The sequence below is a fragment of the Arthrobacter sp. TmtSoilC48 genome (assembly GCF_059739425.1).
This window is the reverse complement of sequence record NZ_AP046049.1, coordinates 3,532,910-3,547,149: the sequence shown is the minus strand read 5'-3', so window position 1 is coordinate 3,547,149 and position 14,240 is coordinate 3,532,910. Positions and strand designations below refer to the sequence as shown.

General features: G+C 62.3%; 14 protein-coding genes. 12 read left to right on the top strand and 2 right to left on the bottom strand.

Going from position 1 to position 14,240, the window contains the following annotated elements:
- Positions 1 to 89 precede the first annotated feature (89 nt).
- The 3 genes from miaB to dapF all read left to right on the top strand — a co-directional run bounded on the left by miaB (position 90) and on the right by dapF (position 3,576).
- Entirely contained in the window at positions 90 to 1,619 is a 1,530-nt protein-coding gene (gene miaB / locus AC6I97_RS16415) for a tRNA (N6-isopentenyl adenosine(37)-C2)-methylthiotransferase MiaB (protein WP_497947145.1), read from the top strand.
- Positions 1,620 to 1,639: 20 nt separating this feature from the next.
- Positions 1,640 to 2,545 carry a tRNA (adenosine(37)-N6)-dimethylallyltransferase MiaA gene (gene miaA, locus AC6I97_RS16410; RefSeq protein WP_224092353.1) on the top strand — a complete coding sequence of 302 codons (906 nt, stop codon included), beginning with the start codon at positions 1,640 to 1,642 and terminating at the stop codon, positions 2,543 to 2,545.
- A 62-nt stretch (positions 2,546 to 2,607) separates the two neighbouring features.
- The gene (dapF, locus tag AC6I97_RS16405; protein WP_224092354.1) at positions 2,608 to 3,576 is read left to right on the top strand and encodes a diaminopimelate epimerase; all 969 of its coding nucleotides are present in this window, start codon (positions 2,608 to 2,610) and stop codon (positions 3,574 to 3,576) included.
- Here dapF and AC6I97_RS16400 read toward each other — a convergent pair.
- Positions 3,557 to 4,171: a class I SAM-dependent methyltransferase gene (locus AC6I97_RS16400; RefSeq protein WP_224092356.1), complete on the bottom strand. Its 615-nt coding sequence runs from the start codon at positions 4,169 to 4,171 to the stop codon at positions 3,557 to 3,559. The genes dapF and AC6I97_RS16400 overlap by 20 nt on opposite strands.
- Positions 4,172 to 4,661: 490 nt before the next feature.
- Here AC6I97_RS16400 and hflX point away from each other — a divergent pair, with 490 nt between their 5' ends.
- Both hflX and AC6I97_RS16390 read left to right on the top strand, forming a co-directional pair.
- Positions 4,662 to 6,224, top strand: coding sequence for a GTPase HflX (hflX, locus tag AC6I97_RS16395; protein ID WP_497945441.1), 1,563 nt, complete (start codon positions 4,662 to 4,664; stop codon positions 6,222 to 6,224).
- A complete protein-coding gene (locus tag AC6I97_RS16390) occupies positions 6,217 to 8,274 on the top strand; it encodes an ATP-dependent DNA helicase (RefSeq protein ID WP_497945440.1) in 2,058 nt (685 codons plus the stop codon). Before hflX ends, AC6I97_RS16390 begins: the two co-directional genes overlap by 8 nt.
- Positions 8,275 to 8,283: 9 nt before the next feature.
- Here the strand turns inward: AC6I97_RS16390 and lexA are convergent, their stop codons facing one another.
- Positions 8,284 to 9,027: a transcriptional repressor LexA gene (gene lexA, locus AC6I97_RS16385; protein WP_224093932.1), complete on the bottom strand. Its 744-nt coding sequence runs from the start codon at positions 9,025 to 9,027 to the stop codon at positions 8,284 to 8,286.
- Between the two features lie 356 nt (positions 9,028 to 9,383).
- Between lexA and AC6I97_RS16380 the strand changes: the two genes are divergently transcribed.
- The 7 genes from AC6I97_RS16380 to AC6I97_RS16350 all read left to right on the top strand — a co-directional run bounded on the left by AC6I97_RS16380 (position 9,384) and on the right by AC6I97_RS16350 (position 14,236).
- Entirely contained in the window at positions 9,384 to 9,743 is a 360-nt protein-coding gene (locus tag AC6I97_RS16380; RefSeq protein WP_224167002.1) for a LysM peptidoglycan-binding domain-containing protein, read from the top strand.
- 77 nt (positions 9,744 to 9,820) lie between these two features.
- On the top strand, positions 9,821 to 10,939 hold the full coding sequence (locus tag AC6I97_RS16375; RefSeq protein WP_224092364.1) for a histidinol-phosphate transaminase: 1,119 nt from the start codon (positions 9,821 to 9,823) through the stop codon (positions 10,937 to 10,939).
- A gap of 46 nt (positions 10,940 to 10,985) precedes the next feature.
- Complete coding sequence (gene hisB / locus AC6I97_RS16370) at positions 10,986 to 11,612, top strand: imidazoleglycerol-phosphate dehydratase HisB (protein WP_216925246.1); 627 nt, start codon at positions 10,986 to 10,988, stop codon at positions 11,610 to 11,612.
- Positions 11,609 to 12,370 carry an imidazole glycerol phosphate synthase subunit HisH gene (hisH, locus tag AC6I97_RS16365; RefSeq protein ID WP_309927954.1) on the top strand — a complete coding sequence of 254 codons (762 nt, stop codon included), beginning with the start codon at positions 11,609 to 11,611 and terminating at the stop codon, positions 12,368 to 12,370. Before hisB ends, hisH begins: the two co-directional genes overlap by 4 nt.
- Positions 12,371 to 12,529 (top strand): CG2302 family histidine operon protein, encoded by a 159-nt coding sequence (locus tag AC6I97_RS16360; protein WP_216925244.1) that lies wholly within the window; start codon positions 12,371 to 12,373, stop codon positions 12,527 to 12,529.
- A gap of 34 nt (positions 12,530 to 12,563) precedes the next feature.
- Positions 12,564 to 13,307: a bifunctional 1-(5-phosphoribosyl)-5-((5-phosphoribosylamino)methylideneamino)imidazole-4-carboxamide isomerase/phosphoribosylanthranilate isomerase PriA gene (gene priA / locus AC6I97_RS16355; protein ID WP_497945439.1), complete on the top strand. Its 744-nt coding sequence runs from the start codon at positions 12,564 to 12,566 to the stop codon at positions 13,305 to 13,307.
- A complete protein-coding gene (locus AC6I97_RS16350) occupies positions 13,307 to 14,236 on the top strand; it encodes an SseB family protein (RefSeq protein ID WP_497945438.1) in 930 nt (309 codons plus the stop codon). The genes priA and AC6I97_RS16350 overlap by 1 nt, the downstream gene beginning before the upstream one ends.
- Positions 14,237 to 14,240: the final 4 nt, after the last annotated feature.

The following is a 14,240-nucleotide window of genomic DNA, read 5'->3' as shown; positions in this document are numbered from 1 at the left end:
CCATTCCTTCCCCCTCAGCAGAAACCACGCCTTCGGCTGTAGCATTGGCAACCAATGCTGATGCCCAAGTGACGGATGTCCGTGCCCCGATGGAATCTGCCACGTTTGAACCTGCGCCGTCTGAATCTGCCCCGTTTGAACCGAGGACGTATCAGGTCCGTACTTTCGGCTGCCAGATGAACGTCCACGATTCCGAACGTATGGCTGGCCTCCTTGAGGATGCTGGTTACGTGCCCGCGGAGGGTGAGGTTGCGGACATCGTGGTGTTCAACACGTGCGCCGTTCGGGAAAATGCGGACAACAAGCTCTATGGAAACCTTGGCCAGCTTCGGCAGGTCAAGGCAGCCAACCCTGGCATGCAGATCGCCGTCGGCGGTTGCCTCGCCCAGAAGGACCGGGAAACCATCGTCAAGAAGGCTCCTTGGGTGGACGCTGTGTTTGGCACCCACAATGTAGGAGCACTTCCGGCACTGCTGAAGCGGGCGCGGCACAACAACGAGGCCCAACTCGAAATCCTGGAATCCCTGGACGTCTTCCCGTCCACCCTCCCCACCAAGCGCGACTCCGTCTATTCCGGCTGGGTTTCGATTTCAGTAGGCTGCAACAACACCTGCACGTTCTGCATCGTGCCATCGCTCCGCGGCAAGGAGAAGGATCGGCGTCCCGGAGAAATCCTGGCCGAAATCCAGGCCTTGGTGGACGACGGCGCCGTGGAAGTTACGTTGCTGGGCCAGAACGTGAACTCCTACGGGGTTGAGTTCGGTGACCGCTTGGCCTTCTCAAAGCTTCTGCGTGCCTGTGGTGAGATCGAAGGCCTTGAACGCGTACGCTTCACCAGCCCGCATCCGGCAGCGTTTACGGACGACGTCATTGATGCGATGGCCGAGACACCCAACGTGATGCCGCAGTTGCACATGCCCCTGCAATCGGGCTCGGACAAGGTACTCAAGGATATGCGGCGCTCGTACCGTTCCAGCAAGTTCCTTGGCATCCTGGACAAGGTGCGTGAGCGGATTCCCAATGCGGCCATCACTACGGACATCATTGTTGGCTTCCCCGGAGAAACCGAAGAGGATTTCCAAGCGACGCTCGACGTCGTCGAGAAATCGCGGTTTGCCTCAGCCTTCACCTTCCAGTACTCCAAACGGCCTGGTACGCCTGCTGCCGAGCTCCCGGAGCAACTTCCCAAAGCAGTGGTCCAGGAGCGTTTCGAAAGGCTGACCGCCCTTCAGGACCGAATCGCCGCGGAGGAGAACGCAAAGCAGCTGGGTCGCCGTGTGGAGATTCTGGTGACAGCGCAGTCGGGCCGCAAAGCAGAGGAAACGCACCGGTTGTCCGGCCGGTCCAAGGATCAGCGACTCGTTCACTTCTCGGTACCTGATGGTGCGGAAACCCCCCGCCCAGGTGACTTTGTCACCGTGACCATTACCGAAGCCGCGGCATTCCACCTGGTTGCCGATCCTGCCGGCCTGGACGATTACATGTTGCGCCGGTCAAGGGCTGGTGACGCCTGGGATCGTTCGCAGGCAGATTCCTGCGGTGTTCCGAGCGCGGGTGCGGCGTCGGACAGGAAAGGCGTGTCTTTGGGCATGCCGTCGCTGCCTGTTCGCGGCGCCTGACGCCCATTATTCGAGGTCGAATGGCTCCCTCCCATGCCGCGCCGCCGGTCATCGCAGTCGTCGGCCCCACCGGTTCCGGTAAATCGGACCTGGGCGTCGAGCTGGCCCTTGCCCTCGATGGTGAGGTCATCAACGCTGATGCCTTGCAGTTCTATCGGGGCATGGACATCGGGACGGCCAAGATCACTGTGGACGAGCGCAGGGGTGTGCCACACCATCTGCTGGACACAAAGGATGTCACGGAGGAAGCCAGCGTGGCGGACTTCCAGGCGGAATGCCGCGCCGTCATTAGTGACGTGCACGCCCGCGGCAAGCGCGCCATCATGGTGGGGGGTTCTGGCCTCTATGTGCGGGCCGCCCTGGATGTTCTGGAGTTTCCCGGCACGGACCCTGTCTTGCGAAAACGGCTTGAGGACGAATGGGAAACGTTCGGTCTGGCGCCGTTGCGGGCCCGGCTTGAAAAGGTGGATCCCATCTCGGCGGGGCGTCTGGGGGATGCCCGGCGGGTGATCAGGGCCTTGGAGGTCTACGAAATGACGGGACGGCCGTTCAGCTCGTTCATGCCGCAACGCGAGTACTTCCAGCCGGCCATACAGATTGGCCTGGCTGTGGAACGGGAGGTTCTGCGGGAGAGGCTGGCGCTCCGCGTACACCGGATGGTGGATGCGGGGTTGCTCCAGGAAGTGGAACGCCTTGATGCGGCTGGGCTGCGGCGCGGCAAGACGGCCTCGCGTGCCCTGGGATATGCGCAGTTCCTCAGGGTGCTCGACGCCGAAGCCAGTGTCCCGGAGGCAGCTGAGGAAACCATTGTGGCCACGCGGCAGTTCGCCCGGCGGCAATTGACCTGGTTTCGGGCCGATCCCCGCATCGCCTGGCTTGATTGGCAGGACCCGGACCTTGTGTCCAAGGCATTGGCGCTGGCCTAGCCGGGCTGCCACTCCCATACAGCAATTTCTGACCGAACCTGCCCGGCGGGTAGCCTAGTCCCATGGATCAAACCGCCGCAGTTCCCGCCCAGCAGTCCGCCGCTGCCGGTGCCACCGTGTCCACTGCCAGCCTTTCCGGTTTGGCGTTTTCCAAGGGCCATGGAACGGGTAATGACTTCGTCCTGATTGCTGATCCGGGTGCTGTCCACGAGATCTCACCAGAGCAGGTAGCACAGCTGTGCGACAGGCATCGGGGAATTGGTGGTGACGGTCTTATCCGGGCTGTCCCCTCGCGGTATTTGCCCGAAGGCCGCATCCTGCTTGAGCAGGACGCCTCTGCCGAATGGTTCATGGACTACCGGAACGGCGATGGTTCGCTCTCCGAGATGTGCGGCAACGGTGTTCGAGTGTTCGTGCACTTCCTGATCGACCAAGGCCTGGTTGAGCTCGGGCCGGGTCAGTCCTTGACCATCGGAACACGTGGCGGCATCAAGAAGATTGTGCGCACGTCCGGCGGTTATGCCGTGGATATGGGCCCATGGGAATTCATCTTCCCTGCAGAAGCACAAAGCAAAGCCATGGATGCTTTGGTCAGCGCAGATGGTCTGGAGGTGGCCCGGCCCGGGCTGTCGGTCAGCATGGGCAACCCGCACACGGTGGTAGCACTTGCTGAGCTCAGTGAGCTCGCCGCCACGAAGCTGTTCACAGCTCCGGTCGTGGATCCCAAGCCTGCCAATGGCACCAACGTCGAGTTCGTGGTGCCCGCTGAACCGCTGGTCCACGACGGTGTGGGAAGTATCACCATGCGCGTCCACGAGCGCGGCGTAGGCGAGACGCAATCGTGTGGCACCGGTGCGTGTGCGGCTGCCGTCGCAATACGTCACTGGGCTGGCAGCAGCGCCCCCAATGCCTGGCACGTCAACGTTCCCGGCGGCGTAGTGGAAGTGAAGTTCTTCCCCGGCGAGGACGGCCGCGAACACGTTGAGCTCAGCGGGCCGGCGGTCATTGTGGCTAGTGGGACGCTTTCCTGACCCGAAGGATCCTGAAGGACTTGGAAGTGCTTTCCCGGGAGACTGTGTAGGACTTGTCCAGTTCGTTGGCCAGCCAGCGTTGGAGTGAGTCCGAGCCCAGGTTCTTCTGGACCACCATCCATGCGTTGCCGCCCGGTGCCAGCCGGGGCAGCCATGTCAGGAGAAGCGAGTGCAGCTCGTCTTTGCCGATTCGGATGGGCGGGTTGGACCAGATCGTGTCGAATTCGACGCCGGGATCTACCTCTTGCGGGAGGCTGGCCTTGACGTTGTTCAAGCCCAGGGAAACGGCGTTCTCATTGGTCAGGGCGATGCAGCGCTCGTTGACGTCCACGGCATAGACCTGTGCCAGGGGCGCCATGAGCCCCATGGTGAGGGCAATGGGGCCCCAACCGCACCCGATATCCAGCAGGTTGCCCCGGGGCGAGGGCGGTGGAACCTCAGCCAGAAGTACCTTGGTGCCTTTGTCCACACCGTCGGGGCTGAAGATGCCCGACGAGGTCTGCACATGACGGGTAGCTCCAGCCAGTTCCACAGTGAGGGGCTTGCGGGTAAACGGACCGGCCGGTTGGGCGCTGAAATAGTGTGCAGACTCCATAATTTGCCAGATTAGTTGGCTTCCGGCGGCTTGGGAAACTGCCCTCGGGCCGGGACGGTTTGACAGTGCTGCTAATGTGGAAGGCATGTTCTTGATCTTTGAGTAATCAGCCCGAGCCGGCCAAACAGTCGGCAAGGCACCTGCCCGCGATGCAGGCCCGCTTGGCACATCAGCCCGGCGCATGGCCATTCCGCCCGCAGGTTCCGTCCGGCAGACTCCGCATCTCCCGTTGTTGGTGGATCGCGGTTGCTCAGTAGAACATGTCCACCCAGCTGTCGCGAAAGCAGTGGCCCAGCCATCTGCCGTTAGGCCTGGCTTATGGATTGGCGATGAATTCTCCTGCAGGACAGGACCTCCCGCGGACCAACCCGCTCGATTCAAGCACCACAGGAGGCCCTATATGGCCGAAGCCCGTCAGCCCACCGCGAATACCGTCCCATTGGACACCAAACAGCACTATTCTGGATATGCCGAACAGTCTAAGGAGACCATGACCACCCAGAAGCACTCCGGATCCGATTCCGACGCCCAGGACATGAGTCCTGAACAAATCCAGGCCGTCATTGACCGGATTCTTTCCAAGGATGTACCCGCACAGGCATCCGATGACAATGATGCCAAGGGCGTTTTCGGCAGGGCACAAGCGATCTCCACGCTTGACCACGAACACAGCATTTACGACGGCGACCAGGAAGACCTGGCCGAGCGCCGTGCCCTTCGTCGTACAGCGGGCCTTTCCACCGAACTCGAAGACGTCACAGAGGTCGAATACCGGCAGCTGCGTCTGGAACGCGTTGTCCTGGCTGGCCTGTGGACAGAAGGCACCTTGGCTGACGCCGAGAATTCGCTTCGCGAACTCGCAGCACTGGCAGAGACTGCCGGATCAGAGGTCCTTGACGGACTGGTTCAGCGCCGTACGAAACCGGATCCCGGAACGTTCCTGGGGTCGGGCAAGGCCCAGGAACTCAAGGACATCGTGGCTGCCACGGGAGCCGATACCGTTGTGGTCGACACCGAGCTTTCCCCCTCGCAGCGACGCGGACTTGAGGACATCGTCAAGGTCAAGGTGGTGGACAGGACCACGCTGATCCTGGATATCTTCGCGCAGCATGCAAAGAGCCGTGAAGGCAAGGCACAAGTTGAGCTCGCACAGCTTGAGTACCTGCTCCCCAGGCTTCGTGGTTGGGGTGACTCCATGTCCCGCCAGGCCGGTGGCCAGGTGGGTGGAGCCGGCGCCGGTATGGGTTCCCGTGGACCCGGTGAAACAAAGATCGAGCTCGATCGCCGCAGGATCCGGACGCGCATGGCCAAGCTGCGTCGGGAGATTGCCGCCATGAAGCCTGCGCGCGAGACCAAGCGGGCCAACCGCCGTCGTAATGCCGTACCTTCGGTTGCCATTGCCGGCTATACCAACGCTGGTAAGTCCTCGCTCCTGAACCGGCTGACCGATGCTGGAGTGCTGGTGGAAAACGCCCTGTTCGCCACCCTGGACCCGACGGTCAGGAAGGCGCAAACGCCGGACGGCATCGGCTACACGCTGGCCGACACCGTTGGGTTCGTCCGCTCGCTGCCTACGCAGCTGGTGGAAGCCTTCCGTTCCACGCTGGAGGAAGTAGCGGACGCAGACCTGATCCTGCATGTCGTGGACGCCTCCCATCCTGATCCGGAAGGGCAAATCGCGGCAGTGCGTGCTGTCTTCACCGAGGTCGACGCCCGCAAGGTCCCGGAAATCATCGTCCTGAACAAAGTGGACGTGGCTGATCCTTTCGTAGTGGAACGCCTGAAGCAGAAGGAGCCGCGGCACGCCGTGGTTTCCACGCGCACAGGCCAAGGCATTTCTGAGCTCCTGGAAGAGATCAGCCGGTCCATTCCCCGGCCGGGAGTCCGCCTCGAAGTGCTGATCCCGTACGACCGCGGTGACATGGTCAACAAGCTGCACAACTCCGATTCGGAAATCCTGAGCCTCGAGCACGAGGAAAACGGAACCCGCGTGGTGGCCATGGTCCGTGAGGGATTGGCGGCCGAACTGGAGTCATTCGTCAGCAATGGTTGAGAAGGTGGCGGCGGACGTCGTCGAGTCGGTGGGGGAGAAGTTCACCCTCGAACTGTTGGACAAAGCTGTTGCCGGGATGGGCGGTCAAAGCCGTTCAGGCCAGCACGAGATGGCCAGGCAAGTCACCAAGGCCATCGAGTCCGGTGAACATTTGTTGGTCCAGGCGGGAACGGGTACGGGTAAGTCCTTGGCGTACCTGATTCCGTTGATCGCCCATTCCATGGACAGCAACAAACCGACGCTTGTGTCCACCGCTACCTTGGCCCTGCAAACGCAGATTGTTGGCAGGGACCTGCCCCGGCTGTTGGAGACCATAAGCCCGGCCCTTGAGCGTCCCGTGAACGTGGCACTCGTTAAGGGCCGGGCAAATTATGTTTGCCTGCAAAAGCTGGAGGGCGGCTTCCCCAGCGAAGAGCCGTCCGAGGGGCAACTTTTTTCCCTGGGTGAGGACACCAGCGTGCCGCATTTCGCAGCGGCGGTTGGCGGCCCGTCGTCGCAATTGGGCAAGGAAGTGGTCCGGCTCCGTGAATGGGCCGAAAAGACGGCCACTGGCGACCGCGATGAACTGATGCCGGGTGTTACCGACCGCGCCTGGAGGCAGGTCTCCGTGACGTCCATGGAGTGCCTGGGAGCGCAAAAATGCCCTCTTGCCGAGGAATGCTTCAGCGAGCAGGCACGGGCCCGGGCGGCTGAGGCTGACGTCGTGGTGACCAACCATGCCATGCTGGCCGTCAGTGCCTTCGAAGGCCTTGCTGTCCTGCCCGAGTACGACGTCGTTGTGGTTGACGAAGCACATGAGCTGCAGGACCGGGTCACGGGAGCCGTGACAGGTCAGCTGTCCGTGGCAATGGTGCATGCTGCGGCTTCGAGCGCGCGCAAACACACCGCTATCACCGTAGACGCCCTGAACGCGGCCGCCGATCGATTGGACATGGCCATTGCCGGTGTCCCCAACGGACTGCTGCCCAATGGGCTCAACGACGAACAACTGGACTGCCTGGACCAGCTGCGCGATGCCACACGCGCCGCATTGTCCGACTCGAAAACCGACTCTTCAAACGCGGTCGACGGCGGGAGGCAGCTTGCGCGCTCACGGCTCATGCTCATTCTGGAACTGTGCGAGCGGATGCTCGCAGCCAAGGAGAACCGTGAAGTTGTGTGGTTCTCCAGGAACAGCACCTTCGATCCCCAGCAGGGATACTCACCCCCGGACGAGACCGCGCCCGCACTGATCAACATCGCGCCGCTTAGCGTTGCCGGCCGCCTGCGGGAGGGCCTTTTCGCGGGGCACACAGTGGTGCTTACTTCTGCCACGCTGGCCATTGGATCTGCCTTTGAACCCGCAGCCGGTGGCCTGGGGCTTATTGGAGATGGGGCGCCAAGCTGGACCGGGTTGGACGTCGGGTCACCTTTTGATTATCCGAAGCAGGGTGTGCTCTACGTGGCCAAGCACCTGCCCAAGCCCGGCAGGGGCACTTCACCCGAGGCCCTGGATGAGCTTGAAGACCTCATCCGTGCATCCGGTGGGGGAGCCCTGTGCCTGTTCTCATCGCGTCGGGCGGCCGAAGAAGCTGCAGATGCCATGCGCCCGCGGCTGGATGTGGACATCCTCTGCCAGGGGGAATCCACCATGGCAGCACTGGTGAAGCAATTTGCCGATGAACCGGACACCTGCCTCTTCGGCACCATGTCCCTGTGGCAGGGCGTCGACGTCCCTGGCGGTTCATGCCGCCTTGTGGTGATTGACCGCATTCCGTTCCCGAGGCCCGATGACCCGCTGATGACCGCACGCTCACGCGCCGTTGCACAGTCCGGGGGCAACGGGTTCATGGCGGTGTCGGCTACGCATGCGGCAATTCGTCTTGCACAGGGAGCGGGACGCCTCATTCGTTCCACCGGCGACAAAGGCGTGGTGGCCGTCTTGGACTCGCGGCTTTCCACCGAACGGTACGGCGGATTCCTGCGTGCCGCTTTGCCGCCATTTTGGGCAACGACGGACCGCAACGTTGTGCGCGGCGTCCTGGAACGCCTGGGCGCAAAGAAAACGTAGGCGAACTCCCTAGAGGGAGCGCAGTACCGAGACGACCTTGCCCATGATGGTGGCCTGGTCTCCAAGTATCGGTTCGTACTGCGTGTTCTGGGGGAGCAGCCAGGTGTGGCCGTCCCGCTGGCGGAAGGTTTTTACCGTGGCTTCGTCATCCAGGAGTGCTGCCACGATGTCACCGTTGATGGCGTCATTCTGGCGACGGACAACCACCCAGTCACCGTCGCAAATTGCGGCATCGATCATTGAGTCCCCAGCGACCTTCAGCATGAACAGTTCGCCGTGGCCCACCAGTTGCCGGGGCAGGGGCAGGACATCCTCAATAGTCTGGTCGGCGAGGATGGGCCCACCTGCAGCGATGCGTCCTACGAGGGGTACCATCGCGGTGTCGCTGGCGCTGGCCAGTTCCGTCACGGCGAGTCCGCCTGCGCTGCGGAGTGTAGTAGCTGCTTCCACTCCGGGAATTGTCCCGCCGTCAAGGGTCAAAGGCATGAGTACTTCCATGGCGCGGGGGCGCTTGGGATCTCTGCGCAAGTAGCCGAGCTTCTCCAACTGGGAGAGCTGGTGCGTGACGCTGGAGAGGCTCGCGAGACCAACGGTGTCGCCAATTTCGCGCATGCTGGGCGGATACCCGTTGTCATTGACGGACCGCTGGATGGTTTCCAGGATTTTCTTCTGCCGGACAGTCAGGCTTTTGGGACTCTTTTGAGGCTGCTGGCTCCGCAGGGGTGCCCCGCCGCCGGTGGCTTTCGCTGCCATGTTCGCCAATGCCCTTCCGTTCCGCCCGGTCACGGTCTGAAGTGTGCCCGGGGATGTGGGATCCGAAAAAATGTCAGACCCTCCTGTTCCACTGAAACAGTGCCTGTTTCTTCACTCAAACCTAGGCCAGGCACAGGCGTTTATCAAACATTCGTTCTAGCGAGTCTCGACACCGTTCGTTGATAAGTGCTAAAAATGTCATAGCAAGGTTCGAATATGTGTTCTATAAAAGTTGAGCGCGGTTCGGATGTTCGAAGAAAGTGTTCGAACATTCGGGGCCGGGCTCGGCGAACACAAGGAATTGGCAGCCGGCAACGGGCATCCGATGCAGGCAATCGCTCAGAAGGGCTCAGCTCATGTCCGCAATCTCTACGTTCCACGAATTCCGCAACACTCCGGCTCCTGCGCGTCTCCGGCTTACCCAACGCGGCAGGATCGTCTTCTTTGGAATTCCCGTCATGCTGCTCCTTGCCGCGCTGCTGAGCCTTGCCGGCTTCATCAACTCCCCGGCCAAAGCTTCTGATTCCCAAGCCCAGCTGCAGCCGCCGGTGGCAGTTACGGTTACTGTCCAGCCAGGGCAGTCCCTGTGGGGCATCGCCGGTGCGGCCGCGCCGGAGCGGGACCCCCGTGATGTCATCGCGGAAATCATCCAGTTGAACGATCTCCGCGGGGGACGCATCCAGCCCGGCCAGCAGCTGTTCGTTCCCGCCAATTGAGCGGCCAGGGGGCGAGGGGCCAGCGTCTCTGGCGTCACAGTTACTCCGCAGTCGCACCGGCACCTTAAACTGTCTTGGTGAGTGACCAGCTTGAGCGACTTGACCGACTTCCCCTTCGGACCAACCTGCGTGGATTGAGCCCCTATGGCGCGCCGCAGCTTGACGTCCCCATTTTGCTCAACGTCAACGAGAACACCCATGGCGTTCCGGCAGATGTGCAAGCGGCGATTACCCAGGCTGTTGCCGCCGCGGCCACTGGCCTGAACCGGTACCCTGACCGCGAATTCACGGAACTCCGTGAATCCCTTGCCGATTACCTCGGACACGGGCTTTCCGCGGAGAATATCTGGGCAGCCAACGGCTCCAACGAGGTCCTGCAGCAGATTTTGCAGGCTTTTGGAGGTCCGGGGCGTAAGGCGCTGGGATTCCCTCCCACGTATTCCATGTACCCGTTGCTTGCCAGTGGCACGGACACTGAGTATGTCCGTGGGGTGCGGGCTGATGACTATGGCCTGGATGCGGCTTCTGCGGCTGCCCAGGTGCGGGAGACCGGAGCGAATATCGTCTTCCTGTGCTCGCCGAACAACCCCACGGGAACGGGACTGGGCCTGGACGTGGTCGAAGCCGTGTACGAAGCCGGCGAGGCCAGCCAGGCAATCGTCATCGTGGACGAGGCCTACCACGAGTTCGCGCACGACAACACCCCGAGCGCACTGACGCTGCTTCCCGGGCGGGAACGTTTGATCGTCTCGCGCACCATGAGCAAGGCCTTTGCCTTGGCAGGTGCCCGGTTGGGCTACATGGCTGCCGCGCCTGAGGTCACCGATGCCATCAGGCTCGTTCGGCTGCCCTACCACCTTTCAGCCGTCACACAAGCCACGGCCCTGGCCGCCCTGAACCACCGCGAAGCGCTCATGGCCGACGTCGAAGACATCAAGGTCCAGCGGGACCGCATTGTGACCGAGCTCCTCCGAATGGGACTCAAGCCTGCGGCCTCGGACTCAAACTACGTGTTCTTCGGTGGGCTTTCGAACCCGCACGCAGTCTGGCAGGGCTTGCTGGATGCGGGAGTCCTGATCCGCGACGTCGGTATTCCAGGGCACCTGCGGGTGACTGCGGGAACAGAAAAGGAAACAACGGCCTTCCTTGAGGCCCTGGAAGCCCTTCTGGACAGCGCTGCGTCCCAGCCCAACTAAACTTGTCAATAGACCCACCCCATTCTTCGTGTATAAGGACGTCCCAATGAGCGAAACCGGCGCCAAGCCGTCCGCTGACCGCACTGCGCGCATGGAGCGCACCACCAGCGAATCCTCCGTCCTGGTGGAGATCAACCTGGATGGCACCGGTGTCTCGGACATCAGCACCACGGTTCCCTTTTATGACCACATGCTGACGGCGTTGTGCAAGCACTCCCTGATTGACATGACCGTCAAGGCCACGGGTGACACCCACATTGATGCCCACCACACGGTGGAGGATGTGGCCATTACCTTTGGTGAGGTTTTGCGTACCGCCCTGGGCAACAAAGCCGGAATCCGCCGCTTCGGCGAAGCAACGGTTCCTCTGGACGAAGCCTTGGCGCACGCTGTCGTGGATGTTTCGGGACGCCCGTATCTGGTGCACGGAGGGGAACCTGCAGGGCAGGAGTATCACCTGATCGGTGGCCACTTCACAGGTTCGCTGACCCGTCACGTCTTTGAGGCCATCACGTTGCACGCCGGTATCTGCCTGCACATGAACGTCCTCGCAGGCCGGGATCCCCATCACATCGTCGAGGCCCAGTTCAAAGCCTTTGCCCGGGCTCTTCGTTCTGCAGTGGAGTCGGATCCCCGCGTGGAGGGCATTCCATCCACCAAGGGGGCGCTATGAGCGGGCAAATCCTGAAGGACGGCGCGGTTACCGACGCTTCGGCAACCGTCAAGCCGGAGTCGCCCGAAGGCAAGCCCACGGTTACGGTGCTGGATTACGGTTCGGGCAACGTACGTTCGGCTGTTCGCGCCCTTGAGCGTGCAGGCGCCCAGGTGGTTCTTAGCTCCAAGCCTGAGGACGTACTGAATGCCGACGGGCTGCTGGTCCCCGGCGTGGGTGCCTTTGAAACGGTGATGAGGGAACTCAAGGCCGTCGATGCCATCCGCATGATTGGCCGCCGCGTCGCGGGTGGCCGGCCTGTCCTGGCGATCTGCGTTGGGTTGCAGGTCCTATTCGAGGCCGGAGTCGAACACGGAACCGAGTCCGAGGGGATGGCCGAATGGCCGGGCAAAGTTGAGCTCCTTCCCGCCCCCGTGGTTCCCCACATGGGCTGGAACACGGTGGACGTGCCTGAAGGATCCAAGCTATTCGCGGGCGTCGAACAGGAACGTTTCTACTTCGTGCACTCATACGGCGTGCAGGAGTGGAACTTCGACGTCGTCCAGCCCCGGATGGCCCCACCTTTGGTGACGTGGTCCGAGCACGGAGCCCCCTTTATCGCTGCTGTTGAAAATGGCCCCCTGTGCGCCACCCAATTCCACCCCGAGAAATCCGGAGATGCCGGGGCACGCCTCCTGCGCAACTGGGTGGACGGGCTTCGCAAACCTGAAGCCAAGGTGGCACAAGGTCCGGCAGCGGACGATCGTGGTGCAGCCTAAGTGTGGTCGGTAGTGCTTATGGGCCTTGCCGGCGTGCTGGTGGGTGGAGGTATCTCCTTCCATCAGCAGAAGAAGCCACTGTGGGTTTCCGTTTCCTTCTATGTGCTGGCGGGGATGTCCCTGCTTGCCGCCTATCTCCTGACGCTGCCGGGCAACTGAACGCCTCGCGTCCCCATCAACTCCTAGGACACACATGACCACCTCTGCCCAGTCCGTTCTGGAACTCCTCCCCGCCGTCGACATCGTTGATGGCCAGGCAGTCCGCCTGCTGCAAGGCGAGGCAGGCTCGGAAACCAGCTACGGTACGCCTCTGGAAGCTGCCTTGAACTGGCAGAACGCCGGTGCTGAGTGGGTGCACATGGTGGACCTCGACGCCGCTTTTGGCCGTGGCAACAACGCGGACCTCATCAGCGAGGTCGTCTCCCAGCTCAACGTAAAGGTTGAGTTGTCCGGCGGTCTGAGGGATGACGAGTCGCTGGAACGCGCCCTGGATTTGGGCGTGGAGCGGGTAAACCTCGGTACGGCAGCACTGGAGAACCCTGAGTGGACACGGCGTGCCATTGACCGCTTCGGTGACAAGATCGCCGTCGGCCTCGATGTCCGTGGTACCACCCTGGCTGGTCGCGGCTGGACCAAAGAAGGCGGCGACCTCTGGGAAGTTCTTGCCCGCCTGGAGGACGCTGGCTGCGCACGCTACGTGGTCACCGACGTCACCAAAGACGGAACGCTGCAGGGCCCGAACGTTGATTTGCTGCGTCAGATGGTGCAGAAAACGGGTAAGCCCGTGGTGGCTTCAGGCGGTATCTCCAGCCTTGAGGATCTTCGCGTGCTCCGCGAACTCGTGCCCTTGGGCGTCGAGGGTGCCATTGTTGGCAAGGCCCTTTATGCAGGTGCTTTCACTCTGCCCGAAGCCCTGGATGTAGCCGGTCGCCGCTGATGGCTGCTTCACGTCCCACAGATTCCGGCCCGGAGAACCACCCGGGCAGCCGCGATGCCGGACGACGCGAACTTCCGGGCCACATTGCTGCTGCCTTGGCTGGCGCCGGGGGAGCCGCCGACTCCGCGGGGCAACCTTGGGAAGGCCGGAGCCTGAGTGGTGACGATGCCAGGATCCACAATTTCGAAGACGACGACGGCACGGCTGATGCCGGTTACCTCGCCGCCGTTGCTGCACTGCTGAACGGTACGGGCAGTGAGGCAGAGGTCCTGGCTTCACTCGCTACCGCCAGGGTCTTCGTTCCAGTGGTGGCCCAGCTCGCCGTGGAGGCCGAAGGCGTTGGCGGGCTGCACGCGGACAAGCAGGCCGACATGGCATTAGTCACACTTAAGGCGCCTGATGGCCGGAAGGCAATGCCGGTCTTCACCACGGCCGCCGCTCTTGAATCGTGGCATGCAGAGGCCCGGCCCGTAGCTGTTTATGCGGCAAGGGCGGCCCTTTCGGCCGTTTCCGAAGGCGCTCAATTGCTGGTGTTGGACCCCGGTTCAACGTTCACTTTCGTGGTTCGGCGGCCAGCCATGTGGGCGTTGGCTCAGCAGCGGGACTGGACGCCGTCATACCTTGATGATCAACTGGAGTTTGCTCTCGCTTCACAGGCCGAGTCGTTTCCGGCGGTGCGCCGGCTCGAAACACAGGCCGGTGGTGGCGTCGCCTCCCTGACTGCGGACGGCCGCACGGTCCCGGGCGGAGGCGCTGGCCCGGAACTGCGGATAGTGCTGTTCCTTGAGGACGGACTCGACGCCGCTGCCGTCCAATCGCTGGTGGCTGACCTGAACGAGGCGTGGGCGCAGCTGGAATCCTTTGCCGAGGGCGTCGATTCCATTGAAATAAAACTGCAACGTGCGGCGCAGGAGCCTGGGCGGCACTAACGGC